Annotated in this window: 26 protein-coding genes; 10 read left to right on the top strand and 16 right to left on the bottom strand. The window is 72.2% G+C overall.

What is annotated here, in order from left to right:
- Positions 1-61: 61 nt before the first annotated feature.
- Entirely contained in the window at positions 62-1,027 is a 966-nt protein-coding gene (gene meaB, locus K6T13_RS05970; protein ID WP_222897600.1) for a methylmalonyl Co-A mutase-associated GTPase MeaB, read from the bottom strand.
- Positions 1,028-2,236 (bottom strand): acetyl-CoA C-acetyltransferase, encoded by a 1,209-nt coding sequence (locus K6T13_RS05965; RefSeq protein WP_222897599.1) that lies wholly within the window; start codon positions 2,234-2,236, stop codon positions 1,028-1,030. It lies immediately after the preceding gene.
- A gap of 135 nt (positions 2,237-2,371) precedes the next feature.
- Here K6T13_RS05965 and mce point away from each other — a divergent pair, with 135 nt between their 5' ends.
- The 4 genes from mce to K6T13_RS05945 all read left to right on the top strand — a co-directional run bounded on the left by mce (position 2,372) and on the right by K6T13_RS05945 (position 6,793).
- Positions 2,372-2,821 (top strand): methylmalonyl-CoA epimerase, encoded by a 450-nt coding sequence (gene mce / locus K6T13_RS05960; protein WP_222897598.1) that lies wholly within the window; start codon positions 2,372-2,374, stop codon positions 2,819-2,821.
- A gap of 71 nt (positions 2,822-2,892) precedes the next feature.
- Positions 2,893-4,233 (top strand): crotonyl-CoA carboxylase/reductase, encoded by a 1,341-nt coding sequence (gene ccrA / locus K6T13_RS05955; protein WP_222897597.1) that lies wholly within the window; start codon positions 2,893-2,895, stop codon positions 4,231-4,233.
- Between the two features lie 113 nt (positions 4,234-4,346).
- Positions 4,347-5,603: a coiled-coil domain-containing protein gene (locus K6T13_RS05950; RefSeq protein ID WP_222897596.1), complete on the top strand. Its 1,257-nt coding sequence runs from the start codon at positions 4,347-4,349 to the stop codon at positions 5,601-5,603.
- Positions 5,604-5,764: 161 nt separating this feature from the next.
- The gene (locus K6T13_RS05945) at positions 5,765-6,793 is read left to right on the top strand and encodes an AI-2E family transporter (RefSeq protein ID WP_249423959.1); all 1,029 of its coding nucleotides are present in this window, start codon (positions 5,765-5,767) and stop codon (positions 6,791-6,793) included.
- Between the two features lie 15 nt (positions 6,794-6,808).
- Here K6T13_RS05945 and K6T13_RS05940 read toward each other — a convergent pair whose 3' ends face one another.
- On the bottom strand, positions 6,809-7,756 hold the full coding sequence (locus tag K6T13_RS05940) for an EamA family transporter (RefSeq protein ID WP_249423958.1): 948 nt from the start codon (positions 7,754-7,756) through the stop codon (positions 6,809-6,811).
- Positions 7,757-7,795: 39 nt separating this feature from the next.
- Between K6T13_RS05940 and K6T13_RS05935 the strand changes: the two genes are divergently transcribed.
- Positions 7,796-8,329: a CGNR zinc finger domain-containing protein gene (locus tag K6T13_RS05935; protein WP_222897595.1), complete on the top strand. Its 534-nt coding sequence runs from the start codon at positions 7,796-7,798 to the stop codon at positions 8,327-8,329.
- A 1-nt stretch (position 8,330) separates the two neighbouring features.
- Here K6T13_RS05935 and K6T13_RS05930 read toward each other — a convergent pair whose 3' ends face one another.
- Together K6T13_RS05930 and K6T13_RS05925 are read right to left on the bottom strand one after the other, a co-directional pair.
- Complete coding sequence (locus K6T13_RS05930; protein ID WP_222897594.1) at positions 8,331-9,110, bottom strand: alpha/beta fold hydrolase; 780 nt, start codon at positions 9,108-9,110, stop codon at positions 8,331-8,333.
- A 45-nt stretch (positions 9,111-9,155) separates the two neighbouring features.
- A complete protein-coding gene (locus K6T13_RS05925; RefSeq protein ID WP_222897593.1) occupies positions 9,156-9,908 on the bottom strand; it encodes a hypothetical protein in 753 nt (250 codons plus the stop codon).
- Positions 9,909-10,107: 199 nt separating this feature from the next.
- On the opposite strand from K6T13_RS05925, the gene K6T13_RS05920 reads away from it, so the two are divergent.
- Positions 10,108-12,537 carry a LuxR C-terminal-related transcriptional regulator gene (locus tag K6T13_RS05920; RefSeq protein ID WP_222897592.1) on the top strand — a complete coding sequence of 810 codons (2,430 nt, stop codon included), beginning with the start codon at positions 10,108-10,110 and terminating at the stop codon, positions 12,535-12,537.
- Between the two features lie 30 nt (positions 12,538-12,567).
- Here K6T13_RS05920 and K6T13_RS05915 read toward each other — a convergent pair whose 3' ends face one another.
- Both K6T13_RS05915 and K6T13_RS05910 read right to left on the bottom strand, forming a co-directional pair.
- On the bottom strand, positions 12,568-14,106 hold the full coding sequence (locus tag K6T13_RS05915) for a sensor histidine kinase (RefSeq protein WP_222897591.1): 1,539 nt from the start codon (positions 14,104-14,106) through the stop codon (positions 12,568-12,570).
- A 115-nt stretch (positions 14,107-14,221) separates the two neighbouring features.
- Positions 14,222-16,003 (bottom strand): 3-hydroxyacyl-CoA dehydrogenase family protein, encoded by a 1,782-nt coding sequence (locus K6T13_RS05910; protein WP_222897590.1) that lies wholly within the window; start codon positions 16,001-16,003, stop codon positions 14,222-14,224.
- A 67-nt stretch (positions 16,004-16,070) separates the two neighbouring features.
- Here K6T13_RS05910 and nucS point away from each other — a divergent pair, with 67 nt between their 5' ends.
- Complete coding sequence (gene nucS / locus K6T13_RS05905) at positions 16,071-16,745, top strand: endonuclease NucS (RefSeq protein WP_222897589.1); 675 nt, start codon at positions 16,071-16,073, stop codon at positions 16,743-16,745.
- 3 nt (positions 16,746-16,748) lie between these two features.
- On the opposite strand, the gene K6T13_RS05900 is transcribed toward nucS, so the two are convergent.
- From K6T13_RS05900 to K6T13_RS05880, 5 genes are all read right to left on the bottom strand, one after another.
- On the bottom strand, positions 16,749-17,801 hold the full coding sequence (locus K6T13_RS05900; protein WP_222897588.1) for a PAS domain-containing sensor histidine kinase: 1,053 nt from the start codon (positions 17,799-17,801) through the stop codon (positions 16,749-16,751).
- Positions 17,802-17,875: 74 nt separating this feature from the next.
- Entirely contained in the window at positions 17,876-18,802 is a 927-nt protein-coding gene (locus tag K6T13_RS05895) for an FAD-dependent oxidoreductase (RefSeq protein WP_222897587.1), read from the bottom strand.
- A gap of 29 nt (positions 18,803-18,831) precedes the next feature.
- Complete coding sequence (locus tag K6T13_RS05890) at positions 18,832-19,356, bottom strand: ferritin (protein ID WP_222897586.1); 525 nt, start codon at positions 19,354-19,356, stop codon at positions 18,832-18,834.
- 70 nt (positions 19,357-19,426) lie between these two features.
- Positions 19,427-19,687 carry a hypothetical protein gene (locus K6T13_RS05885; protein WP_249423957.1) on the bottom strand — a complete coding sequence of 87 codons (261 nt, stop codon included), beginning with the start codon at positions 19,685-19,687 and terminating at the stop codon, positions 19,427-19,429.
- Between the two features lie 37 nt (positions 19,688-19,724).
- Positions 19,725-20,000, bottom strand: a complete 276-nt coding sequence (locus K6T13_RS05880; protein ID WP_222897585.1) for a hypothetical protein — start codon at positions 19,998-20,000, stop codon at positions 19,725-19,727.
- Between the two features lie 36 nt (positions 20,001-20,036).
- On the opposite strand from K6T13_RS05880, the gene K6T13_RS05875 reads away from it, so the two are divergent.
- Complete coding sequence (locus K6T13_RS05875; protein WP_222897584.1) at positions 20,037-20,534, top strand: DUF427 domain-containing protein; 498 nt, start codon at positions 20,037-20,039, stop codon at positions 20,532-20,534.
- Positions 20,535-20,537: 3 nt separating this feature from the next.
- On the opposite strand, the gene K6T13_RS05870 is transcribed toward K6T13_RS05875, so the two are convergent.
- Positions 20,538-22,544: a protein meaA gene (locus K6T13_RS05870; protein WP_222897583.1), complete on the bottom strand. Its 2,007-nt coding sequence runs from the start codon at positions 22,542-22,544 to the stop codon at positions 20,538-20,540.
- An 86-nt stretch (positions 22,545-22,630) separates the two neighbouring features.
- Positions 22,631-22,933 (bottom strand): STAS domain-containing protein, encoded by a 303-nt coding sequence (locus K6T13_RS05865; RefSeq protein ID WP_222897582.1) that lies wholly within the window; start codon positions 22,931-22,933, stop codon positions 22,631-22,633.
- Between the two features lie 149 nt (positions 22,934-23,082).
- On the opposite strand from K6T13_RS05865, the gene K6T13_RS05860 reads away from it, so the two are divergent.
- Positions 23,083-23,661: a cob(I)yrinic acid a,c-diamide adenosyltransferase gene (locus tag K6T13_RS05860; protein WP_222897581.1), complete on the top strand. Its 579-nt coding sequence runs from the start codon at positions 23,083-23,085 to the stop codon at positions 23,659-23,661.
- A gap of 69 nt (positions 23,662-23,730) precedes the next feature.
- Complete coding sequence (locus K6T13_RS05855; RefSeq protein WP_222897580.1) at positions 23,731-24,171, top strand: HIT family protein; 441 nt, start codon at positions 23,731-23,733, stop codon at positions 24,169-24,171.
- Positions 24,172-24,241: 70 nt separating this feature from the next.
- On the opposite strand, the gene K6T13_RS05850 is transcribed toward K6T13_RS05855, so the two are convergent.
- Entirely contained in the window at positions 24,242-25,435 is a 1,194-nt protein-coding gene (locus K6T13_RS05850; protein WP_249423956.1) for an MFS transporter, read from the bottom strand.
- Positions 25,393-25,833: a DUF2550 domain-containing protein gene (locus K6T13_RS05845; RefSeq protein ID WP_222897579.1), complete on the bottom strand. Its 441-nt coding sequence runs from the start codon at positions 25,831-25,833 to the stop codon at positions 25,393-25,395. Before K6T13_RS05845 ends, K6T13_RS05850 begins: the two co-directional genes overlap by 43 nt.
- Between the last annotated feature and the right edge of the window lie 57 nt (positions 25,834-25,890).

Genomic DNA, 25,890 nt, shown 5'->3' with positions numbered 1-25,890 from the left:
GTCGCGACGCCACGTGACCCGGAGGTGACGAGCGGGTGCGTGTCGCGCCAACGGCACGCGGTCAGTCGGCGAAGGACTCCAGCAGCGCGTCGGCCGCGGTGTAGGGGTCCGACTCCCCCGCCGCCACTCCTGCGGCCAGGTCGTCGAGCTCGCTCCGGCCGTGCACGTCTCCCCACCTCTCGCGCAGGGCGGTGACGGCGATCGCCTCGATCTCGTCGCGAGCCCGGCGAGTACGACGACCCTGCAGCTCCCCGGACTCGGAGAGCCACGCGAAGTGCTTGTCCATCTCGGCCACGACCTCGTCGAGGCCCTCCCCCTTCGCCGCGACGGTCTTCACGATCGGCGGACGCCACGCGCCCTCGGGCCGGTCGGCGAGCGCCAGCATCGAGCGCAGCTCGCGGCGCACCTGGTCCGCGCCGTCGCGGTCGGCCTTGTTGACGACGTAGAGGTCACCGATCTCGAGGATGCCCGCCTTCGCCGCCTGGATGCCGTCACCCATGCCCGGCGCGAGCAGCACCATGGTCGTGTCGGCCAGCCCGGCGATCTCCACCTCGCTCTGCCCCACCCCGACCGTCTCGACCAGCACCACGTCGCAGCCGGCGGCGTCGAGCACGCGCAGCGCCTGGGGGGTCGTCCACGACAGCCCGCCGAGGTGGCCACGGGAGGCCATCGAGCGGATGTAGACCTCGCGGTCCAGGGCGTGGTCCTGCATCCGCACGCGGTCACCCAGCAGGGCGCCACCGGAGAACGGCGAGGACGGGTCGACCGCCAGCACGCCCACCCGCTTGCCGGCGCTGCGCAGCTCCGAGACCAACGCGCTCGTCGAGGTGGACTTGCCCACCCCCGGCGCGCCGGTGATGCCCACGACCTGCGCGTTGCCGGTGTAGGGGGCCAGCCCGGCCATCACCTCGCGCAGCAGCGGCGAGGCGTCCTCCACGAGGGAGATGAGCCGCGCCACGGCTCGCGGGTCGCCCTCGCGAGCGCGCTCGACCAGCTCCGGGACGTTGCCGGAGGACCGCCGACCCATTCAGGCGGGGACGGAGATGATCAGGGCGTCGCCCTGACCGCCGCCGCCGCAGAGTGCCGCGGCGCCGGTGCCGCCGCCGCGGCGCTTGAGCTCGAGGGCCAGGTGGAGCACGATCCGGGCGCCGGACATGCCGACCGGGTGGCCCAGCGCGATGGCGCCGCCGTTGACGTTCACCTTCTCCTCGGACGCGCCCAGCTGCCGGGCGGACTCGATGCCGACGGCGGCGAAGGCCTCGTTGAGCTCGAACAGGTCGATGTCGGACACCGGGATGCCCTGCTTGTCCGCCGCCTTCTCGATGGCGCGGGCCGGCTGCAGCTGGAGCGTCGAGTCGGGGCCGGCGACCTGACCGTGGGCACCGATCTCGGCGAGCCAGGTGAGCCCGAGCTCCTCGGCCTTCGCCTTGCTCATCACGACCACGGCGCACGCGCCGTCGGAGATCTGGGAGGCCGACCCCGCGGTGATCGTGCCCTCCTTGTTGACCGGCCGGAGCCCCGCGAGGGTCTCGACGGTCGTGTCGCCGCGGACTCCCTCGTCCTCGGAGACCACGACGTCGCCCTTGCGGGTGCTGATGGTCACCGGGACGACCTCGTCCTCGAAGATGCCGTTCTTCCAGGCCAGGGCGGCCCGCTGGTGGGACTGGGCGGCGAAGGCGTCCTGCTCCTCACGGCTCAGGCCGGCACCCGCGGCGTTGCAGCCGTCGGTGAGGCTGATCATGGCCTGGTCCGTGGCCTGGTCGTGGAGGGCGTCGTAGGCCATCGAGTCCACCAGCGGCGTGTTGCCGTACTTGATGCCCTCCCGCGACTTCGGCAGCAGGTGGGGCGCCTGGGTCATGGACTCCATGCCACCGGCGACGACGATCTCGTGCTCGCCGGCGCGGATCATCTGGTCGGCCATCGCGATGGCGTTGATGCCCGACAGGCACACCTTGTTGATGGTGATGGAGGGCATGCTCATCGGCAGCCCGGCCGCGATGCCGGCGCTGCGGGCGGGGTTCTGCCCGGCGCCCGCGAGGATCACCTGGCCCATGATCAGGTAGTCGACCTGCTCCGGGGTCACCCCCGACTTCTCCAGCGCGCCCTTGATGGCGACCCCGCCGAGCTCGGCGGCCGAGAGGTCCTTGAGGCCGCCCAGCAGGCGGCCGATCGGAGTGCGAGCCCCCGCGACGATCACACTGCTGGTGCGTGCGGAGTCGGACGCGGAGTCGGACATGGTGGTGCCTCCATCAGACGGGTGCGTGTGATCTCGACGATACCCATGCCGTGGCGCCCACCGGGAGTGGGGAGGGCGTGAGGAACTCCTCACACACGCTCGCCTCCGCCACGGTCCACGGACCACGATGTGCCCATGACGTCAGCGCCGCTCGACCTGCCCGACCACCTCTTCACGGCGATCGACCACGTCGGCATCGCTGTGGCCGACCTGGACGAGGCCACCGCCTTCTACCGCGACACCTACGGCATGGAGGTGCTGCACGAGGAGACCAACGAGGAGCAGGGCGTCCGCGAGGCCATGGTCGGCGTCGGCGACTCCGGCTCCTGCATCCAGCTGCTCGCACCGCTCTCCCCGGACTCCACCATCGCCAAGTTCCTCGACCGGAACGGTCCCGGCATCCAGCAGCTCGCGTTCCGGGTCACCGACGTGGAGCAGGCGGCGGCGATCCTGCGCGACCGCGGACTCCGCCTGCTCTACGACGCCCCGCGCCGCGGGACGTCGAACAGCCGCGTGAACTTCATCCACCCCAAGGACGCGGGCGGCGTGCTCGTCGAGCTCGTCGAGCCCGCGTCCACGACCTGACCCCGCACCACCCCAGCGTTACCCGCCAGTAGATTCAGCACTCCAGCCGACCGCACCGAGGAGCTCACCCCGTGGACCACATTCTCGACGCCATCTCCTCCGACAGCGCCACCGCGGAGGACTTCGCCGCGCTGTCGCTGCCCGAGTCCTACCGGGCCGCCCTCGTCCGCAAGGACGACGTCGACATGTTCGAGGGACTGCCGTCCCGGGAGAAGGACCCTCGCAAGAGCCTCCACGTGGACGAGGTGGCCCTGCCCGAGCTCGGGCCGGGTGAGGCGTTCGTCGCCGTGATGGCCTCTGCCATCAACTACAACACCGTGTGGACCTCGATCTTCGAGCCGGTCTCCACCTTCGGCTTCCTCGAGCGCTACGGGCGCCTGTCGGAGCTGACCCGGCGCCACGACCTGCCCTACCACGTGGTCGGCTCGGACCTGGCGGGCGTGGTGCTCAAGACCGGTCCCGGGGTCACGAAGTGGACGCCCGGCGACCGGGTCGTGGCCCACTGCCTGTCCGTCGAGCTGGAGTCCCCGGACGGCCACAACGACACGATGCTCGACAACGAGCAGCGGATCTGGGGGTTCGAGACCAACTTCGGCGGCCTGGCCGACATCGCGCTGGTCAAGGCCAACCAGCTGATGCCCAAGCCCGAGCACCTGACGTGGGAGGAGGCGGCGTCGCCCGGGCTGGTCAACTGCACCGCCTACCGGCAGCTGGTGAGCCGCAACGGCGGCGACATGAAGCAGGGCGACAACGTCCTGATCTGGGGCGCCTCCGGAGGTCTCGGCGGCTTCGCCACCCAGTACGCCCTCAACGGCGGCGCGACCCCGGTGTGCGTGGTCTCCAACGACGAGAAGGCCGAGATCTGCCGCAGCATGGGCGCGGAGCTGATCATCAACCGCTCCGAGGAGGACTATCGGTTCTGGAACGAGGAGGGGACCGAGCAGAACCCGCGGGAGTGGAAGCGACTCGGGGCCAAGATCCGTGAGCTGACCGGCGGCGAGGACATCGACATCGTCTTCGAGCACCCCGGCCGGGAGACCTTCGGCGCCTCGGTCTACGTCACCCGCAAGGGCGGGACGATCACGACCTGTGCCTCGACCAGCGGCTACATGCACGAGTACGACAACCGGTACCTCTGGATGAACCTCAAGCGGATCATCAGCTCGCACTTCGCCAACTACCGCGAGTCCTGGGAGGCAAACCGGTTGATCGCCAAGGGCGCCATCCACCCGACCCTGTCGCGCAGCTACCCGCTGGAGGAGGTGGGCCAGGCGGCACTCGACGTGCACCACAACCTCCATCAGGGCAAGGTCGGCGTCCTCTGCCTGGCGCCCGAGGAGGGCCTCGGCGTGCGGGACCACGAGATGCGGGAGCGCCACCTGCCGGCGATCAACCGCTTCCGGGGGGTCTGAGCAGGGGGTGGCTCCCAAATGCCACCCTCCGGCCTGCGAGCCGACGTCGGAGGGGCTGGCAGCATCAGGGACACTGGTGCCAGCAACCACGATCGGGAAGAGGTAGCGCCCCCATGAGCGACAGCGGTCTGTCCATCTTCGACGACGACGAGCCCGACACCGCCGACGACAGGAGCGCGGACGCCGCCACCCGGAGCGACGACGACACCGAGGCCACGCAGGTCCTGCCGGCGGTCGGGTCGGCCGGCGCCAAGGGCCCAGGCGCCCAGCCCCGGAGCACACCCCAGGCGGCGGCGCCGGCCCCGCAGCGGTCCGCTCCGCTGCCCCCGCCGCCGGCCGCCGCGCGCCCGGCCTCGACGTCGGCCCCCGCCGCGACGGCGGTGTCCTTCCCCGCCGTGCGCCGTGGCGGCTACGACCGTGCGGCGGTCGACGCGCGCGTGTCCCAGCTGGTCTCGGAGAAGTCCGGGCTGTCGACCTCGCTGACGAAGTCCGAGGAGCGGGTGATGGAGCTCGAGGCCGAGCTCGAGCAGGCCCGCCAGCAGGTCCTGGAGAACCAGAACCCGTCGTACGCCGGGCTGGGCGGTCGCGCCTCGGCGATGCTCCGGCTCGCCGAGGAGGAAGCGGCCGAGATCCGCAACGCGGCGCAGCGTGACGCCGACGACATCAAGACACGGGCCGACCGCGACGCGGCGGCGATCCGCTCCGAGGCCCAGCGCGAGGCCGAGGACATGCGCCTGGTCCAGCTCAAGGAGCTTGACGAGACCCGGGGGCGGCTGCTGGCGGAGGCCGAGCAGGAGCGCAAGCTCGCCGAGACCGAGGCTGCCGACCTGCTGGCCTCGGCCAGGCGGGAGGCCGACCAGCTCCGCCTCGCCGCCCAGCAGGAGACCAACGAGCTGCGCACCAGCGCCAAGCGCGAGGCCGAGCAGGCGCGCGCGGCCGCAGACCGGGAGGTGCAGGAGGCGCGCCGGACGCTGGCCGTCGAGAAGGAACGGCTGACCAAGGAGGCCGCCGAGCACCACGCCGGGGCGACCGCCGAGACCCAGCGGCTCGTGCAGGAGGCGGAGGAGCGCGCGGCAGCCGCGGAGGAGCGGGCGCGTGAGGCCACCAAGCAGGCGACGGCCCACCGGCAGCAGGCCCAGACCGAGGCCGAGGCCACGCTCAACCGGGCTCGCCGCGAGGCGGAGCAGATCGTCGCCTCTGCCCAGACCCAGGCCGAGTCCATGACCAGCAACAGCGCGGCCGAAGCCGAGCGTGAGGTGGCCGCGGTGCGCGCCGAGGTGGACCGCCTGGTCAAGCGACGGGACGCGATCACCGCCCAGCTGGCCTCGCTGCGCGACGTCGTCGCCGGGTTCGGGGAGAACGACTCCTGAACGGCGAGGAGCGGGGGGCGGCCGCCGACGACGCCCCCGCCGACGACGGAGCCGCGGCGGGCGGGGGGCCGGCCACCACGGGGGCGACGCCGAGCGCGCCGCAGGCAGGGCCCACCGACCCCCAGGGGGACGTCGCGGACTCGCCCCACGAGAGCAAGCCGTTGTGGCGGCACTCGCCGTTCGCCTTCGGCTTCTTCGCCGCGCTCGGCGCCCTGCTGGCGTGGTTCCTCTTCGAGGCCGCCCTCTCGGTGCGCTCCTACGTGATCCTCATCGTGGTGGCGATGTTCCTGGCCGCCGGCCTCGACCCTGCCGTGGAGTTCTTCATCAGGCGCGGTCTCAAGCGCGCCTGGGCCGTGCTCGTGGTGATCAGCGCGGTCCTCGTCGGGCTGGGCCTGTTCGTGGTCGCCATCGTCCCCGTCATCAGCGACCAGGTCACCGCGATCACCGAGAGCGCCCCTGGGTGGCTCGACCAGCTCCAGCAGAACCAGCGGGTGCAGGAGCTGGACGCGAAGTACGACGTGATCGACCGGGTCCGCGACTACGTCGCGAAGGGCGACTTCGCCTCCGGGCTGTTCGGCGGCGTGCTCGGCGTCGGGCTCGCGGTGCTGTCGGCCCTCGCCAACACCTTCATCATCGTGGTGCTCACCCTCTACTTCCTCTCCTCGCTCCACCCCACCAAGCACGCGCTCTACCAGCTGGCTCCCGCCAGCCGTCGCGGCCGGGTGAGGGAGCTCGGCGACCGGGTGATCCGCAGCGTCGGGGGCTACGTGTCCGGCGCCTTCATCGTGGCGCTCTTCGCCGGCGGCAGCTCCCTGGTCTTCCTCTTCGTCGCCGGCCTGGGCGAGTACGCCGTGGCGCTGGCCTTCGTGGTGGCGATCCTCGACGTGATCCCGATGATCGGCGCGACCCTGGGAGCGGTCATCGTCACGGCGATCGGCTTCGCGACGGACCCGACGATCGGCATCGCGTGCGTGATCTTCTACGTCGTCTACCAGCAGATCGAGAACTACATCATCTACCCGCGGATCATGTCGCGTGCGGTGGAGATCCCCGGCTCGGTGACGGTGATTGCCGCACTGATCGGCGCCGGCCTGCTCGGGGTGGTGGGCGCCCTGCTGGCGATCCCGACGGCCGCGGCGATCCTCATGCTCACCCGCGAGATCGTCATCGCCCGCCAGGACGCCCGCTGACCCGGCCCCTCGGCGTCAGGTGGTGCGAGGCTCCCCCAGCTTGACCAGGACCACGCCGGTCAGCACCAGCAGGCCGCCGAGCACCTGCACGGGCTGGGGCTGCTCCCCCAGCACGAGCCACGCGTAGAGCATCGCGAAGAGCACCTCGAGCAGCGCGACGAACGAGGCGAGCCGCGAGCCGAGACGACGGGTGGCGGCGATGCCGGTCGTGTAGGCGATCGCCGCTGCGACCACGCCGAGGGCGAGCACGGCCCACCACCAGGGCACCTCGGTGCCGGCGTAGACCGCGGGGTCGGTGTTCCAGCGCATCTCCAGCAGCCCGAAGGCACCCAGCGTCAGCAGCGCGACCGAGCCCACGACCATGCCACCGGCGGCGAGCACGATCGGCGGCAGCCCGCTGCCCTCCTGTGCGGAGAGGATGAAGTAGACCGCGGCGCCCGCCATGGCGAGCGATGCCCAGAGCATGCCGCCGAGGTGCAGGTCGGCGCCCGACAGCAGGTCGAGCACGAGCGCCAGGCCGACGAGCGTGACCACCGTGCCCGCCCGGGTCAGCGACCCCGGCCGCTGGCCGTAGCGGAACCACAGGTAGCCGATCACGACCACCGGCGCGGCGTACTCGATGAGGAGGGCCACACCGACCTGGAGGTGCTGGATCGCCACGAAGTAGGCGAACTGGCACCCCGCGACCGCCACGACGCCGTAGGCGACGACGAGCTTGAGGTTGCGCCGCAGCAGGCCCCAGCGCCCGTCGAGCGCGATCAGCCCCGGCACGGCCAGGACGAGCGCGGCCACCAGGATGCGCGCCGTCACCGCGGCGGCGGGGCTCCACCCGGAGGCCAGCAGGCCCTTGGCCAACGTCCCCGACGACGCGAAGGACATCGCGGACAGCAGGGCGAAGACCAGCCCGGGAACGAGGCGGGAGCTCGGCGTCACCGCCCGGATGTCATGAGTCATCGTCGTCATGGCGCATGACACTACGGCACGGTGATGTAAGGTGTCAAAATGGTATTCGCCTATGACAGCGAGGTTGCCCTGCAGGCGGCGGTCGAGCTCGTCAACAGTGCCGAGGACGACCCCGACTCCCTCGCCACGGTGGCCGATCTCGACGCCTTCTTCGTGCGGTGGGGCTACACCGGCCGGCATGAACGCACGCGCGCGGAGCTCGAGGCGGTGCGGGCGCTCCGCCCCCGGATCCGGGAGGTGCTGACGGCCGAGCGCGACGCGGCCGTCGGCCTGGTCAACGAGATGCTGACCGGTGTCACGCTGCGGCCCCAGCTCGTGCGCCACGACGAGTACGACTGGCACCTCCACGCCGTCGACTACGACGACTCGCTGCCCGACCGCATCGTCATCGAGACCGCCATGGCGATGATCGACGTGATCCGCGCCGACGAGAACTCCCGGTTCTCGGTGTGCGCGGACCAGGGGTGTGAGGGAGTGGTCCTCGACCTCTCACGCAACCGGTCCAAGCGCTACTGCTCCACGACGTGCGGCAACCGCAACGCGGTGGCCGCCTACCGCGCCCGCCAGGGCTGACTCAGCCCAGGAACCGCCGCAGCACCTCGAGGAACACCGCCGGCTGCTCGGCGTGCACCCAGTGCCCGGCGTCCTTGACGGTGACCCGCCGGTTGCGCGGGAAGAGCGCGTCCATCACGGCCGCGTGGTCGTCCACGACGTACGCCGAGCGAGAGCCGCCGATCCACAGGACCGGCCCCTCGTAGGCCCTCTCGTCGCCGAGCTGCTCGGCCGGCCAGTCACCGATCGCCGGAAGGTCGCGGCCCAGCAGCTCCAGGTTCGGCTGCCAGGACCAGCGCCCCTGCTCCTGCCGCAGGTTCTGCAGCAGGAACGCCCGCACCCCGGCGTCGGGCACCGCCTCGCTCAGGGCCTCCTCCGCGTCCGAGCGACGCTCGAGGGACGCCAGGTCGAGGCCCAGCATCGCGTCGACGTACCGACGGAACTCCTCGGTGTTGTCGTAGCGGACCGGAGCCACGTCGACGACGGCGAGCTGCCGCACCCGCTCGGGGTGTCGCAGGGCCACCAGCATCGCGATCTTGCCGCCCATGGAGTGGCCGACCAGGGAGACGGGGTCCCCGGACGAGAAGAGGCCGGCGACCCGGTCGGCGGCCGCGAGGTAGTCGAAGGAGTCGCTCCACCCCGAGCGACCGTGGTCGGGCATGTCCACCAGCAGGGTGCGGTGGTCACCGGCCAGCTGCTTGGCGATCTGGGTCCAGTTGCGTCCCTGGCCGAAGAGCCCGTGGCAGAAGGCGACCAGTGGCCCGTCCTCGCCGTACGCCGTGGTGTGGAGGGTGTTCGACACCCGGCCGAGGCTAGCGGCCGGGCACGTCCGGGCAGCCGGCCGGGTTCAGAAGTCGAAGCCGTCGAACATGTCGCCGAGCCCCTCGCCGATCGACCCGAGGCCCTCGCCGATTCCCTCGGCCAACCCGCCCAGCGCCTCGAAGCCGCCACTGAAGAGCATGCCCATGAACATCCACTCCATGGGGCCGAAGGCACCGAAGTAGCCCATCGCGTAGGGCTGGTAGGCGCGACCACCCTGCCAGTAGGGCACCCGGCGCGAGCCGACCATCACCTGACGGACGTCGGGCTCGGCGCCGACCTTCACCCGCTCCGCGTCGAGCGCGCAGGCCGGGACGTCACGGCGCGCACCGCCCGGCGGGGTCCAGGGGACGTCCTCCACGGACAGGCCGTGGCGCGGGTCGAAGAAGCAGGGGGGACGCCGGGTCGGCAGCTGCTCCCCCGCGACCCGGGCCCGCACGCACGCGATCGCGTAGCGCCCGTCCTCGAGGATCTCGGTGACGTGCTTGATGTGCTCGGGCTCGGCGATCGCGTCACCGGCCGTCTTCGCGGCCTCGTAGGCGTCGAGGGCCCGCTGGTAGTCGGCGTTCATGCCCGGGTCCAGCTCGTGGCCCGCCAGCTCGAGGTCGAGCTCCTGGAGCTCCACACCGAGGGCGGTGATGTCCTCGAAGGCCAGCTTCTTCACCGGCTCGAGCTCGGCCGCCTGCCGCTCGAGCTCGCGTGCCCGCCGCGTCCGGGAGGCCACTCCCACCACGCCCAGCAGGATCGCCAGCATCGCCAGCACGCCCAGCAGTTCTGCCATGGTCCGATGCTACGTCCGCACGAAAGCCGGGGCGGCCCCGTTGGCTCGCGTCCATCGGTTCCGCCCCGGCTGCCTGGCGTGTGGGCCATCCCCCGATTGGTCCACACGGGCTGTGACGGGTCCCAGCCTGCCGCCCTCCGGCGCTCCGCGGCATCGGTAGACCTACCTATTTCGGCGTCCCCGGCCCTAGGTTCGGAGCGTGTTGACGCCTTGTCTCGGACGCGAGGCTCTCCAGGCCCAGCTGGGCGCCGCCCTCACGGAGGCCCGCTGGGTCACGATCATGGGTCCGCCGGGCTGCGGCAAGACCCTGCTCGCCCGGCACGCCGTGGCCCCCTTCGCCCGCACGACCTGGGTGGCGGCCCGGGGCCTGGAGTCCCTCGACGCGGTCCTGGACGCGTGCCTGGTCGCGCTGGGGACCGAGCGGACGCCCGGGGACAGCCGCAGTGGCACGGTGCGGCGAGCGCTCGACGGGACCGACTCGGTGCTGGTGCTGGACGGTCTCGACGTCGACCTGTCAGAGCTGGGCGGCACCTGCCAGCACCTGGTGGAGTCGACGACCGACACCCGGCTGGTGCTCACGGCGCCCACCATGGCCGGCCAGCCCGCGGAGCGCGTGGTTCGCGTGGGCGCGATGCCGCTGCCCGGCCCCCGGGACCCGCTGGGCGGTCCCACGGTCGAGCTCCTCCTCAGCCGGGTCGCCCAGGCGGGGGGTCACCCCGTCGATCTCGCCCGTGACGAGCAGCCCGTACGCCGCCTCCTCCAGGCGACCGGTGGCTTGCCGCTGCTCATCGAGCAGGTCGCGGTCCAGGTCGCGCTCGTCGGACTGACCAACGTCACCCCCACCCCCACCCTCGCCGGCACCGTCCGGGCGTCCTACGCCCTGCTCAGCGATGCCCAGCAGCGGTGCTTCCGCCGGGTGGCCCACCTGACCAGCCCGGCCGGCATCGACGTGGTGGCCGAGGTGGCCGAGGTGCCCCGGGAGGCGGCGGCCGGGCTGGCGGAGGCCCTGGTGCGGCGCAGCCTGCTCGAGCTGCTGCCCGACGGACGCTTCGACATGCTCACGCCGATCCGGACGGCCGGACGGAAGCTGGAAGGGCCCGACGACGAGACCGAGCACGTCCGCCGCGGGCTGATGCGGTGGGCCGACCGGGTGGTGCCGCACGACTTCAACCTCGGTGCCGCGGACGCGCCCTGGTTGCGCGACCTGCCGGTGATGCGCGCGACGGTGAGGGCCGCGTGCGAGGACGACGACAGCCGGGACTTCGGCTACCAGCTCGCCAACCGGATCTTCTCCTCGCTCTACACCTCCATGCGGGCCCGGGACGCCGTGGAGATCCTCGAGACGGTGCTGGCGAGCGGGGACGGACCGCCGGAGATCGGTGCCCAGGTCGCACGCCGGGCGGGTATCGCGGCCTCCGAGGTCCGCGGCACCTACGAAGGCCTCTGGCTGCTCGACCGGGCCGACGAGTTCGCCGCCGACGCTCCCGACCCGGCGGCGCAGCTGGCCCGCACCGCCGCCATCCGGGCCGAGATGCATCTCGACGCAGGAGACCTGCTCGAGGCCGAGCGGGAGGCCACACGGGCCATCGCCCACGAGGGACCCGACGGCTACATCGTGCGGCAGGCCACCCGCACGATCGCCGACTGCTACGTGTCACGGGGGATGTTTCGCGAGGCCGCGCAGGCGGCCGCCTCCATCCTGGCGGGCTCCGAGGCCAACGACGAGCGGTGGATCTCCCTGTCGGCGCGGACCCAGCTGGCCCGGATCGCCGTGGAGCAGGGTCGGCGCGCCGAGGCGACGGCGACCTGCCACGCCGTCGTGAGCGAGGGGCGCGAGATCGCCGAGGACCGCGTCGCGTTGCTCGCCGAGACCATGCTGCGGTGCCTCGACCCGGGCTACGGGGCCTGGTCGGTCGACCGGGACAGCCTGCCGTGGGCGGTACGGCTCCCCGTGCTCGCCCAGGACGCCCGTGACCTCTTCGTGGCCGGTGACCTCGCCCGGGCTGCGGGACTGGCCGCCGACGTGGTCGCCCTCGCCGACAGCGTGCGGCTGGGTCGCGACGCCGTGGAGGCCCGGCTCCTCCTCGGGCACTGCCTGATGCGGCGGGCCGACACCGACCAGGCCGCGACCTGCTTCCTCGCCGCACTCGAGGGGGCCTGGGCGATGCCGATGCCGCTGCGCACCGCCGACGCCCTCGACGCCCTGGCTCAGGTCGCCCACGCGCGGGAGTGGTCCCGGGAGTCCGGACAGCTGGCGGCCGTGGCCACGGCCCTGCGCGCCCCGCGCCGTGCCGTGCGGTGGGGCAACGCCGCCCTCGACCCGGTCCCGGAGGCGGCAGCTCCCGCGGGATGGGTCTCCCGCGGCGAGCTGACCGCGGAGGGCCGCGCATCGGTCACCCGGATGTTCACCGATCCCGACCCCACGGACCCCTCTCCGCTCGACGCGCTCACGGGGGCGGAGCGGCAGGTGGCCGACCGGGTGGCCGACGGACTCACGAGCCGCCAGATCGCCGAGGAGCTCTTCGTGTCTCCCCGGACCGTGGACGCCCACCTCACCCACATCTACCGGAAGCTGGACATCAACACCCGCGCCCGGCTCGCCGCCATGGTCGTGGCCGAGCGGCACTGACCGGCTGCCGTCCAGCCGGCCGCAGTCCAGTCAGGCGGGCTCGGCACCCTCGCGGTCGTGGTCGTGCGGGATGGTGACCGTGACGTGGGTCCCGCTGCCGAGCCGGCTGACGATGGCGATGCTGCCACCGTGGGCCTCGACGACGTCGCGAGCGAAGGTCAGCCCGATGCCGAGGCCCGGCACCGCCGCGTCGCGGGTCGCGTCCGATCGCCAGAACAGGTCGAAGGCCTGCTGGGTGTCGTCGGTGCTCATGCCGACTCCGTCATCCCGGACGACCACCGTGACGGTGTCGTCGGCCGCCGACACCGACAGTGCGACCCGGCCTCCCTGCGGGGTGTGCTTGAGTGCGTTGGTGACCAGGTTCTCCACGACCTGCTCCATCCGGCGAGCGTCCACCATCGCCCACAGGGCCGCTTCCGCGTCCACCGTCAGCATGACGCCGCCCGTCCGCGCCTGCTCGCTGCACGTGGCCGCGACGCGGCGGACCAGCCCGGAGACGTCGGCCGGGCGGGTCTCCAGCAGGCGTCGTCGGTCACCGATGTCGAGGAGCTCACCGATCCGGCTCTGCAGGTTGCGGGCATTGCGACCGATGACCTCCAGCGCGTCGGTGACCGGTCCGGTCTCCCCTGCAAGCTCGTCGAGCACGACCTCGAGGTAGCCGATGATCGACGTGAGCGGCGTCCGCAGCTCGTGGGAGACCGTCGCGATGAAGTCGTCCTTGACGCGCAGTGCCCGGGCGAGGTCGGAGACGTCGTGGGCGACCACGAGGGTGCCCCACGGAGTCCCCTCCGGACCCAGCATCGGGCGTGAGGTACCGATCATCGCCCGCTGGCGACCGCGCGGACCCAGCCACTGCATCGAGGTCCTGCCGTGCTCACCCCGGAGCGCACGCGGCACCAGCTGGTCCTCGTGGGGCACGGTCGTCCGGTTGTCCGCGGCACGGACCTCGTCGCCGGCGTACGGCGGCAGCGACAGCGAGTAACCCGCGGCCTCGGCCGCCTCCAGCGCGGGCTCGTTGGCCAGGAGCAGCCGCCCCTCGAGGTCGTAGAGGGCCACGGCCACGTCGCAGGCGGCGAAGACCTCGCGGGTCAGGTTCTCCCCGGCCGATGCGGCCTGCTGAGCGTGCTGCAGCTCCGCCGAGCAGGCGTGGGCGAGGTCGGTGAGCACCTCGAGGTCCTCGGTGGTCCACTCCCGGGGTCGGTTGTCGATCGCGCACAGGGAGCCCACGGCCCGCCCCCCGTCCAGGACGACCGGAATGCCGGCGTAGGAGATGACGTCGAGCTCCGACACCGCGGGGTTCTCACGCACCCGATCGTCGGACCGAGAGTCGACCACCACCAGTGGCCGCCCGCTCCGGACGACGTGCTGGCAGAACGAGTGCGAGATCGGGGTCTCCCGCGTGGTCGCGTAGGGCTCCCCCAGTCCGGATGCACCCATGAAGACCTGGCGCCGCGGCTCCACGATCGACACGACCGAGGTCGGCACCTGGAGGATGCGACGGACCAGGCGCGCGTAGTGGTCGAACGACGCGTCGCCCTCGCACACGACGAAACCCTCGAGAACCCGCATGTCCGACCCCCGTCGTACTCGGAGGACGCCGCGCAGGAGCGTCCTCGCCACATGGTGGCACGGAACGGGGTGAGCGGCAGGGATTCCTGCCAGGCGGGCGGGCGCCCCGCAGCGGCTAGCGCGCGCTGTAGTCGCGGAACCCGCGGCCGGTCTTGCGCCCGAGGTAGCCCGCGGTCACGAGGTGCTCCAGCAGCGGCGCCGGGTGGAAGCCGGGCTCCCGGAACTCCAGGTAGAGCTCGCGCTGGATGGCCAGGGAGACATCGTTGCCGACGACGTCGAGGAGCTCGAAGGGCCCCATCGGGAGGGCGCACCCCTGCTTCATCGCCGTGTCGATGTCGTCGGCGGTCGCGTAGTGCGCCTCGAGCATCTTGACCGCGTCGTTGAGGTAGGGGAAGAGCAGCGCGTTGACGATGAACCCGGCCCGGTCGCCGCAGGAGACGGCCACCTTGCCGACCTCGGCGCTGAGCGCCCGGACGGTCTCCGAGACCTCCTCGGCCGTGGCGACGGTGCTGACGACCTCGACGAGCTTCATCACGCTGGCGGGGTTGAAGAAGTGCATGCCGACGACGTCCTGCGGGCGGGAGGTCGCCCGCGCCAGGGCGATGATCGGCAGGCTGGAGGTCGTCGTCGCGAGGATCGCGCCCGGCCGACAGATCTCGTCGAGGTTCTCGAACAGGGTGGTCTTGATCGCCAGGTCCTCGGCGATGGCTTCCACCACGAGGTCGACGCCGCTGAGGTCGTCGAGAGCCGTCGAGCCGGTGATCCGATCGAGGGTCCCCGACCTCTCCTCCTCGGTGGCGCGACCGCGCTGGATCTGCTTGTCCAGGTTGCGGGTGATCGTCGCGACCACGCCGTCGGTCTTGTCGGCGCTGCGTCCCACCACCAGCACGTCGTAGCCGGCCCGGGCCATCACCTCGACGATGCCGGTAGCCATGGTGCCGGTGCCGACGACCCCGATCCGGCCCACGTCGCGACGCAGCTGGGGGGCGTCGGCCGCCGAGGGGGTCTGGGCGTCGGGGACGACGACGTGGCTGTCGGCCTCCTCGTAGGTGTAGAAGCCGCGGCCGGACTTCCGACCGAGCAGACCCGCCGTGACGTACTGCTTGAGGATCGGGGCGGGGGCGTGCAGCCGGTCGCGGCCCTGCTTGTACATCGTGTCGAGGATCTCGTACGCCGTGTCGAGGCCGATCAGGTCGAGCAGTGCCAGCGGGCCCATGGGATAGCCGCAGCCGAACCGCATCGCGGCGTCGATGTCCTCGCGGGTGGCGTAGCGGTTCTCGTACATCGACACGGCGTGGTTGAGGTAGCCGAACAGCAGCGTGTTGGCGATGAACCCGGCCTTGTCGCCGCACACCACGGGGTTCTTGCCGAGCGTCACCATCAGCTGCTGCACGTCGGCGAGCACGTCGGGCTCGGTGACGACGGTGCGGATGATCTCGACGAGGTTCTGCACCGGTGCCGGGTTGAAGAAGTGGACGCCGATGACGCGGCCCGGGCGCGCGTTGGCGGTCGAGATCTCGGTGACGCTGAGCGAGGAGGTGTTGGTGGCGAGGACGGCCTCGGGCGAGACGATGCCGTCCAGCTGCCGGAAGATCTGCTTCTTCACCTCCAGCGACTCCACGACGGCCTCCACCACGAGGTCGGCGTCGGCCAGGTCCTTCAGCTCGGTGGTGAGGGTGATCCGCCCCAGCAGCGTGGCCTGGTCGGCCTCGCTCATCTTGCCGCGCTGCACGGCCCGACCGGTCGAGTGCTCGAGGTGCTGGCGTCCGCGCGCGACTCCGTCCTCGTCACGCTCCGCCCCGATGACGGAGTAGCCGTTGCGGGCGAAGACCTCGGCGATCCCCGCCCCCATCGTGCCCAGACCGATGACGCCGACAGTCGTGAACTCGCGTGCCATGGCGGGCATCCTTCCATGCCGGTCCCGGCACCCGCGTGTGTGTCCTGTCACGGTAGATTCACCGCTCGTGCGACTCGTGGTGGCCCGGTGCCAGGTGGACTACGCAGGCCGGCTGACGGCCCACCTCCCCATGGCCACCCGGGTGCTGATGGTCAAGGCGGACGGGTCGGTGCTGGTCCACTCCGACGGCGGCTCCTACAAGCCGTTGAACTGGATGTCGCCGCCCTGCACCCTCCGCGAGGGAACCACCGAGGACGGCACCGTCGAGTGGACCGTGACCAGCAGGACCGACGACACCCTGCGCATCCTCATCGAGGAGATCCACCACGACTCCAGCCACCATCTGGGGGTCGACCCCGGCCTCCAGAAGGACGGGGTGGAGAAGCACCTCCAGGAGCTGCTGGCCGAGCACCCCTCGACCCTGTCGGACGGACTGACGCTCGTCCGCCGGGAGTTCCCGACGGCGATCGGACCCGTCGACCTGATGTGCCGCGACGCCGAAGGCGCCAGCGTGGCCGTCGAGATCAAGCGCCGGGGCGAGATCGACGGGGTCGAGCAGCTCACCCGCTACCTCGAGCTCCTCAACCGCGACCCGCTGCTGGCGCCCGTGCGCGGCATCTTCGCCGCCCAGGAGATCAAGCCGCAGGCCCGGGTCCTCGCCGGCGACCGCGGCATCGCGTGCGCGGTCGTCGACTACGACGCCCTGCGCGGGCTCGAGAGCTCCGAGGACCGGCTGTTCTGAGGGTCAGACCGCCATCTCGGCGCTGACCAGCGGCAACCTCACCTGCACCGTCGTGCCCAGGCCAGGGCTGCTGTCCACCGCGATGTCACCGTGCAGCGCTTCCACGATGCCCTTCGCCACCGGCAGACCCAGCCCCGCACCCGGGACGTGGGCCTTCACCACGTCCGGGGCCCGGTGGAGCCGGTCGAAGACCCGCGGGACCTCCTCCGGGGCGACGCCCACGCCCTGGTCCTCCACCTCGAGCAGCGCGTGGCCGTCGTCGCCACGCAGCCGTACCTCGACCCGGCCGCCCGGCGGGGTGAACTTCACGGCGTTCCCGACCAGGTTGGCCAGGACCTGCACCAGCCGATCGGCGTCGCCGAGCACCCAGACCGGTGCGAGCCCGCTCGTGTCCAGCACGACCCCGTGCCTGGTGGCGGCCACGGCATGGTCGGCGCACACCGACCGGGCCAGCTGCCCGAGATCGAGCGGCTGAGGGTCGATCTCCAGCGTGGAGGACCCGAGCTGGGCGAGCACCAGCATGTCCTCCACCAGCCTCAGCTCCCGACGGGCGTTGCGGCGTACGGCGTCGAGCAGCCGGGTGGCGTGCGCACCGAGTCGCTCGTCCCCCATCTCCACGAGGAGCTCGGTGTAGCCGAGGATCGAGGTCAACGGGGTGCGCAGCTCGTGGGAGATCGTGGCCAGCAGCTCGTCACGCACCCGTTCGGACACCTCGTGCACGGACGGCCGGTCGGCGGCGTCACGGACGGTGATCCCCAGGAGGCCCTCGCAGCCCGGCAGCGGTGAGCACCACACCTGGACCGGGACCTCTCCCCCATCGGGTCGGAGGACGCGCAGCTCGACCGCCGCCTCCGCGCGGGTGGGGCAGCACCCGGGGAGCACGTCGCGGAGGGACGAACCGACCAGCTCGTCAGCGTCGCGGCCGAAGAGCCCCGCCGCGTGCGCGTTCGCCAGACGGATCTCACCGGTGGTGGCGTCGACGGCGACCATCGCATCGGGGGCGACGTCGAGCATGTCGCGGTAGACGTCCGAGGGGGGTGCTGCGGGCGGGGGCACGGCGGGAAGCCTAGGTCCGGCCGTCGTCCCGCGCGTCACATCCGTCACGGCGTCACCACGGCGTGGGTGCTCTGTTACCCGCCCGTGGTCGACCCCGGGACCGCTCCGACCAGGCTGGTGACCTCGTCGGCGGTGCCCCAGCTGAGCGTCACACCGGCCCCGCCGTGCCCGTAGCAGTGCACCGTGCGCCCGACCCGCTCGAGCCGCAGGGACGGTCGCGCCGGACGCAGGCCGACGGCGCTGCGCAGGACCCGGGCGCCGGCGAGCGCCGGGACCAGACGCGACGCACGAGCCAGGATCTCCTCCGCGGTCGCCGCCGACGGGGTGCGGCTCCACTCCCCCTCCTCGCCGGTGCCGCCGACCACGACGTCACGGGCCCGGGGCACGACGTACGTCGGCCCGGCGGCGTCCAGCCACCACCGGTCGAGCCCGAACTGCTCCACCAGCACGACCTGACCCCGCACCGGCGTCACCGCAGGGTCCCCGGCGAGCAGCCTGGAGCCGATGCCGGAGCAGTTGACCACCACGTCTCCACCCTCGGGGAGCGCGGCGAGCGCCATCCGGGTCACGCTGCCCCCGAGCGCCTCGACCCGGGCCAGCAGCCACTCCAGGTAGACGGGCATCTCGACGACGGGCGCGACGAACGTCCAGCCGTCCACGTACGGCGGCGGCAGGCGCCCCTCGCGTGTCAGCGACGGGACGGCCGACACCCACCACGGGTCCGGCTGCGGGCTGCCGAACACCTCCGTGCCCGGGCGCATGACCACCCCGGTGGCGGGATCGTCGGCGAGCTCCGCGAACGTGGCGTAGGTGGAGCGTGCCCACGCCGTCACCCGGTCCTGCGGGAACGCGCGGTAGGGGTACCAGAGTGCGGCCGCCACGGCCGAGGTGGTCTCGCGCGGCAGGTCGCGGGCGAGGACGGCCACGTCGTGACCGGCCTCCAGCAGGCGGACCGCGCAGGTGAGCCCGACGACGCCGGCTCCCACGACGGTGATGCGCACGGTCTCCTCGTCCCGGCGGGCGGCGGGCGCTAGGCCCCGGCGACGCGCGGCGCGGTCGGGTCGTCCTCGGGACCGACCTGCTCCCGCGCGACGTACTCCTCGATGTCCTCGAAATCGTCACGGCACCGGGACACCACGGCCAGCAGGTCGGTCATGGTGGCGACCTCCTCGACCTGCTCCTTGACGAACCACTGCAGGAACTGCTCGGAGGCGAAGTCGGACTCCTCACGGGCCACGCGGAGCAACGCGTTGATCTGCTCGGTGACGCGGCGCTCCTGGGCGAGGGCCAGCTCGACCGGTGCCACCACGTCGGCGAAGGCCGACTCGGGGGCGGGTACGCCGGGGACGACCACCTCGCTGTCGGTGTCGACGAGGTACTGCACCATCATCATCGCGTGGTCGCGCTCCTCGAGCGCCTGACCGTAGAAGAAGGCAGCCATCCGCGGCATCGTCAGGGCGTCGTAGTAGACGGCGCAGGCGAGGTACTGGTTGTGGGCGGCCAGCTCGTTGCCGATCTGGGCGTTGAGCTGGTCGACGAACCTCTCGGCGGGCACGGGACCTCCTCGGGGGCGGCGGTGGGGCACGAGCATGACAGGTGGCGGCGCGGGGCGCACCGCCACCGGGTCACGCGGCCTTGCCGGCCTTCCTGGTCTTCTTGAGCTGCTTGGCGGCCTTGATGGCCGCAGCCTTCTCGACGGTGACCAGCTTGCGCTTGTGCACGGTGTAACCGGAGGGCATCGTCCCCTCCTTGAGCATGCGGAGGGGGCAGCGGTTGCAGCGGCTCTTCGACTCGCAGCACTTCTTCTTGGGCAGCTTGGCGACGCCGGCCGGCTGCGCCTGCTTCGAGGCGGCCGCCTTCGCGCCCTTCTTCTTGCCCTTGCCCATGACCGGCAGGGTACCAGATCCTTAGGGTTGCCTTACCTCACTGATCGGGCACCGTCAGGGGCACGACCCGCTCGCCGTCCGCGTCCACCTCCACGAGCGCCAGGTCCGGCCGGTGAGGATGCTCCCCCACGACGACGACCGCCTCGCCCCGGTGGCGGTCGGCGAGGTCGGCCAGGTCGGCCCCGTCCGACGACGCGACCCGGTGGTACGTCGCCGTCACTCGCTCGACTGCGACCAACCGCTCCAGCACCGCCTCGCTGCCCGGTCCCGGCCGGAGCAGGAAGATCCGTGCCGGGCAGTGCAGGTCGGTCATGGACCGAGGTTAGCCACGTCTGCCTATCGTGGCGGCATGCCCCGCGTGACGCCCGAACCCGCCGGACCCGGGCAGGAGTCGGTCTGGGACTATCCCCGGCCACCCCGCGTCGAGCCCAGCAACGAGACGGTCGAGGTGCTGTTGGGCGGAGTCGTCGTGGCTCGGTCGCAGGCGACGTACCGCGTGCTGGAGACCAGCCACCCGCCCACCTACTACCTCCCGCGCACCGCCTTCCGGGAGGGCTCGCTGCGCGCGGTACCCGGTGCCACGTGGTGTGAGTGGAAGGGCCAGGCGGCCTACTACGACCTCGTCGTCGACGGCCGGGTCGCGGAGCGCGCGGCGTGGACCTACCCGGCGCCGACCCCGGGCTTCGAGGTGCTCCTCGACCACCTGGCGGTGATGCCCGCCCTCGTCGACGAGTGCACGGTCGACGGCGAGCGGGTGCTGCCGCAGGCGGGCGGCTTCTACGGCGGCTGGATCACCTCACGGGTCGTCGGCCCGTTCAAGGGCGAGGCCGGCACCCGCGGCTGGTAGCGCTCAGTCCAGTCCGTGGGCGCGCCGGACCTGGTCGACGATGCCGGCCATGATCTCCGTCAGCCCGAAGTCCTTGGGGGTGTAGACGGCCGCGACCCCCATCTCCACGAGCCGGCGGCCGTCTGAGTCGGGGATGATCCCGCCCACGATCACCGGCACGTCCTCGACGCCGGCTCGTCGCAGCCCCTCGAGCACGTCAGGCACGAGCTCCATGTGCGAGCCGGAGAGGATCGACAGCCCGACGCAGTGCACGTCCTCGGCGACAGCAGCGCTCACGATCTGGTCGGGTGTCAGCCGGATGCCCTGGTAGATCACCTCGAAGCCCGCGTCGCGCGCCCGTACGGCGACCTGCTCGGCGCCGTTGGAGTGACCGTCGAGCCCCGGCTTGCCGACCAGCAGCCGCAGTCGCGTGCCGAGCTCCTCCCCCGTCTGCCGCACGCGCTCGCGGACGGCGGTCAGCCCCTCGCCCGCCTCGGCCACGCCGACCGCGCCCGTGACGCCCGTCGGTGCCCGGTACTCGCCGAACACCTCACGCAGGGTGCCGGCCCACTCCCCCGTCGTCGCGCCCGCGCGGGCCGCGGCGAGGGTGGCCGGCATGAGGTTCTCCTCGGTCTTGGCCGCCGACGCCAGGCGCGCCAGGGCCTCCTCGACCGCAGACTGGTCGCGCTGCGCCTTCCACTCCTGCACCGACCGGACCGCAGCCTCCTCCGCCTGCGGGTCGGCGGTCTGGATGGCCGTGTCGAGGTCGGCGGTCAGCGGCGAGGGCTCGGTGGTCTCGAACCGGTTGACGCCGACGATGACCTCCTCACCGGACTCGATCCGGGCACGGCGGGCGGCGTGGGAGGAGACGAGGGACTGCTTCATGTACTCGACGGCCTCGATGGCACCACCCATGGCCTGCACCCGGTCCATCTCCTCCCGAGCGCCGCGGACGAGCTCGGCGACCTTGGCCTCGATGACGTGGGAGCCGTCGAAGATGTCCTCGTGCTCGAGCAGGTCGGACTCGAAGGCCAGCACCTGCTGCAGGCGCAGCGACCACTGCTGGTCCCAGGGACGCGGAAGCCCCAGCGCCTCGTTCCAGGCCGGGAGCTGGACGGCGCGCGCCCGGGCCCGCTTGCTGAGCGTGACCCCGAGCATCTCCAGGACGATGCGCTGGACGTTGTTCTCCGGCTGGGCCTCGGTCAGGCCGAGCGAGTTCACCTGCACGCCGTACCGGAACCGGCGCATCTTGGGGTCGGTGACGCCGTACCGCTCCTGGGTGATCTCGTCCCAGAGCTGGACGAAGGCCCGCATCTTGCAGGTCTCCTCGACGAACCGGACACCCGCGTTGACGAAGAAGGAGATGCGGCCGACGACGGTGCCGAACTCCTCCTCGGAGACCTGGCCCGAGGCCTTCACCCGGTCGAGGACCGCGATCGCGGTGCAGAGGGCGTAGGCAAGCTCCTGGGTGGGCGTGGCACCGGCTTCCTGCAGGTGGTAGCTGCAGATGTTGATCGGGTTCCACCGCGGGACCCGGTGCACCGTGTAGGCGATCATGTCGGCGGTCAGCCGCATCGAGGCCTCGGGCGGGAAGGCGTAGGTACCCCGCGAGAGGTACTCCTTGATGATGTCGTTCTGGGTGGTGCCGGCGAGCTGGCCGGCCACGTCCTCCGGCGAGAGCTCGGGGTTCTGCTCCTCCGCCACCACCTGGTAGAGCGCCAGCATCCACATCGCCACCGCGTTGATGGTCATCGACGTGTTCATCCCCGTCAGGGGGATGTCGTCGAAGAGCCGGCGCATCTCGCCGAGGTGCGGGATCGGCACGCCGACCTTGCCGACCTCTCCCCGGCTCAGGACGTGGTCGGGGTCGTAGCCGGTCTGGGTCGGGAGGTCGAACGCGACCGACAGGCCGGTCTGCCCCTTGGCCAGGTTGGTGCGGTAGAGGGCGTTGGACGCCGCCGCCGTGGAGTGCCCGGCGTAGGTCCGCATCACCCAGGGCCGGTCCTTCTCGGGGCGGTCGCTCTCGCTCATGCTGCGAAGCGTAGGCCCGGTTGCTACCGGCGGGTACCCGTCTCGGTGTGGGGTTGTCCACAGCCGCACGGCCGGCGTCGGGCTGCTCAGGCGGCGCTGGGCTCCAGTTCCACGAACCGCCGCAGCCGGGTCAGGTGCAGCATCCGGCGCACGGTCGGGCCGGCGCCGCGGAGCCGCACAGAGTGCCCCGTGCGGGCCGCCTCGTGGCTCGCGAAGGCCAGCACCCGCAGCGCCGACACGTCGACCGCCTCCACCGCGCTCAGGTCGACGACGATCTCGTGCTCCGGTGCGGCGAGCCGTTCGTGCAGCTCCTGCCGGACGCGCGCCGTGCTGCGGCCGTCGAAGTCACCGCTCAGCACCAGTGTCGGCCCCTCGGTCGTCATCTCCATGGTGCTCCCCTGCCCCCCGGACCTCGGACGGGCCCGGCCCTCGTCGACACCAGTGTCCGCTCCTGGGAGGACGCGCGCCACCCCTGTGGTTGCGCCCGATCCCGACCTCGGTGGCGGGGCCCCACCCCCACCCCTCCTAGAGTGCGATCATGGTCAACCTCACCCGCATCTACACGCGCACCGGCGACGGCGGCCGCACCCGGCTCGGCGACATGAGCGAGACGTCGAAGACCGACCTGCGCCTCGCGGCGTACGCCGACGTGGACGAGGCCAACGCCTGCATCGGTGTCGCCCTCGCCACGGGTGACCTCGAGGACGACGTCGTCGCCGTCCTCACCCGGATCCAGAACGACCTGTTCGACGTCGGCGCGGACCTGTGCACCCCGGTGGTCCCGGACCCGGAGTTCCCGCCGCTGCGCGTGCTGCAGGAGTACGTCGACCAGCTCGAGCAGTGGTGCGACAGCTACAACGAGGACCTGCCCAAGCTGCGCTCGTTCATCCTCAACGGTGGCACGCCGGGCGCCGCCCACCTGCACGTCGCCCGCACGGTGGCTCGCCGGGCCGAGCGTTCGGCCTGGGCCGCATGGGCCGAGCACGGCGAGACCATGAACAAGCTCGCGCTGACCTACCTCAACCGGCTCAGCGACCTGCTGTTCATCCTGGCCCGCCACGCGAACCGGGAGCAGGGCGACGTGCTGTGGGTGCCCGGCGGTGAGCGGGCGCAGTGAGGTCGGCGCAGTGAGGGACGAACGGAGCCCGGCAGGCGCCCATCCTGCGCGCGGCGAATGCGAGGCCGGGTGAGCGACTGCTATGCGTGCGGCCAGCTGGCCCTCGCCGAGCCGCCGCCGCGCGAGGACGTGCTGCGGACGGATCACTGGCGCGTGGCCCACGCGTTCAACATCACGCTCCCCGGGTGGCTGGTGGTGCTGCCGACCCGACACATCACGGCCTTCACCGACCTCCACCCCGAGGCCGCGGCGGAGCTCGGGACGCTGGTCCACCGCCTGAGTCGGGCCCTCGAGGCGGTCACGGGCTGCGTGAAGACGTACCTGATGCAGTTCTCGGAGGCCGAGGGCTACTCCCACCTCCACCTGCACCTGGTCCCCCGCGCGGTGGACCACCCGGACGAGGCGCGTGGCCCCCGCGTCTTCTCGTTCCTGTCCGACGACGAGGACGACTGGCTGCCCGAGGCGGAGCGCGACGAGATCGCCCTGGCGGTCCGCCGCGCCCTCGACTGACCGCTCGGCCGCTGTGCCGAGGATTCCCGTCACCAGGTGACCGAGATCCTCGGCACACCACCAGCGGGAGTCAGACCGGGGCGCGCTCCGGCTGCCGGGCCACCGAGACCAGCAGCGTGGTCGGCACCAGGACCGCGGCCACCAGCCACAGTGACTCGAGCGTGCCCACGGCGTCGCCCAGGAAGCCGAGCAGCGGCGGGCCGGCCAGGAAGGCGCCGTACCCGATGGTGGAGACGACGCTGACCCTCGCCGCCGCGTGGGCGGGGTCGTCTGCACCCGCGCTCATCCCGACGGGGAAGCCCAGCGAGGCGCCCAGCCCCCACAGCACCACCCCGAGCGCCACCAGCACCGGGTGCGGGCCCAGCAGGAGCAGCAGCAGGCCGAGGAGGGCGAGGACGGCGGTCGCTCGGAGGACGGGCACCCGCCCCCAGCGGTCGAGCACCGCCGTGCCGAGCAGACGCCCGCCCGTCATCGCCACGACGAACGCCGCGAAGCCGGCGACCCCGAGCCACCGCGGCGCGTCGTAGCCGTCGATGAGAGCCAGCGCCAGCCAGTCGTTGGCCGCGCCCTCGGTGAGTGCGAAGGCGAGCACCATCAGCCCGACCAACAGCGTCCGCGGCTCACGCCAGGCGCCGGCGGCCGAACCCGCCGCGTGCTGCTCGGGCTCGACCGGGAGGAACGACCGGGTCATGGGGACCATCGCGAGCGCGCTCAGCGCCGCCAGGCCCAGGTGCCCGGTCAGCGGGACGTCGACGGCGACCATCAGCACCCCGAGGCCGGCACCGGCCACCGTCCCGATGCTGAAGAAGGCGTGGAAGCGTGGCATGACCGAGCGACGCAGCCGGTGCTCCACGGCCGCCCCCTCGACGTTCATGGCCACGTCCCAGGAGCCGGTGCCGATGCCGTAGGCGAAGAGCCCGACGGCCACGGCCGCCGCCTGACCGAGGAAGTCGGCGGCGAGGGCCACCACCACCACACCGGCCGCGACCGTCATGGCGCCGGCTCGCACCACCGCCGCCGCACTCGTGCGACGGATCAGGGCTCCGGCCGAGGGCAGCGCCAGCATCGAACCCCCGGCGGCGGCGAGCAGCAGCAGCCCCAGGGAGGAGTTGTCGAGGCCCAGCGACGCCCGCAGGTCGGGGAGCCGGGAGAAGAGGGTGGCGAAGCACAGTCCGTTGGCCACGAAGGCCACGGTCACTGCCAGCGCAGCCCGGGTGGCGGTCACACCGTCGTGGTGGTGCCGGGTGGTGCTGCCTCGAGCCATGCCTGGAATCCCATCAGCGAGCTCGGGGCCATCGCCAGCTCGAAGGGACCCTCGACGGCCTGGCAGTGCACGACCACGTGGTCGGGGTAGAGCGACATCCGCTCGGATCCCTCCGGGTCACGCCGACCGGCGTAGGAGAGGCTGGTGCGCCGCCAGACGTGCTTGGGCCGCGGTGACAGCGAGAAGATCCGGAACCACTCGAGGGACTCGCCGGAGTACCTGCCGAGCCCGAGAAGCCAACCGCGCCCGGCCCTCTCGGACCGGACGCGGTAGCTGAGCTCGAAGGTGCCGCCGTGGCGCGAGAGCAGCCGACGGCGTACGACCAGGGAGATGGCGTAGAGCAGGACGAGGACGAGCAAGGCACCGGCTGCGTCGAGCAGCAGCTGCCAGAGCGGCATCCGTCCTCCTGTCGTCGCCACGCCCGGGGCACGGGCGTGGCGACACCCTAGCGGGCG

This window comes from Nocardioides coralli (genome assembly GCF_019880385.1).
Classification (GTDB): Bacteria; Actinomycetota; Actinomycetes; order Propionibacteriales; family Nocardioidaceae; genus Nocardioides; species Nocardioides coralli.
This window is presented reverse-complemented; position numbering and strand designations above follow the sequence as displayed.